1 protein-coding gene is annotated in these 599 nt (G+C 41.2%); it reads left to right on the top strand.

What is annotated here, in order from left to right; translation table 11 throughout:
• Nucleotides 1-93 precede the first annotated feature (93 nt).
• Nucleotides 94-599 (top strand): ribosome biogenesis factor YjgA (gene yjgA / locus ACS8FC_RS19130; RefSeq protein ID WP_439297952.1); only part of this gene is annotated, 506 nt, incomplete at its 3' end.

Below are 599 nucleotides of genomic sequence, written 5' to 3'. Positions count from 1 at the left end.
ATAGGCGATATGTATGATGTAGTCTAAAAATTGTGCTGGTACAAATGGTTGCCAGCCATCTCTCATTTCTATTTATTATTTTGGAAAGCTTGTATGATTGACTGGTCAGAACAAGATATGCGCGTCTCGCGCACAGAACTCAAAAAATCTCATGAGCGCTTGCAGCAACTGTCTATACCGCTCGCTGGCCTATCAAAAAAACAGCTAAAAACGTTGCCAGCCAGTGATTATTTTATGGCAGAACTCATGGCATTGGCTGATATTACCAGCGCCAATGCTCGTAACCGTCAGACCAAACGCGTCGGTAAGCTCATCAGTGAAGAAAATCGTCACGAGTTGGTCAAGGCATTGTTTGATGCATTTTTTCCTAAAGAGCAAGTGTCTAAAATTGAAAGTTGGTATGATCGTCTAAATATCAATGATGAGGGCACGCTCAAGCAGTTTGTAAAACAATACAAAGCTTCTGAGCACAACAGTATGTATCAATTACTACTATGGATTGAGTACGCCAAACATATGCAAGACGATGAGCTAATGGCAGAGTCCAAAGCAGACTTAGCAAGCTATATTCGTGAAGTGGCGATCTTGTCGCAATTAAA

Source organism: Psychrobacter sp. 1Y4 (assembly GCF_051847555.1).
The sequence above is the reverse complement of the archived record's forward strand: the minus strand, read 5'-3'. Positions and strand labels throughout refer to the sequence as shown.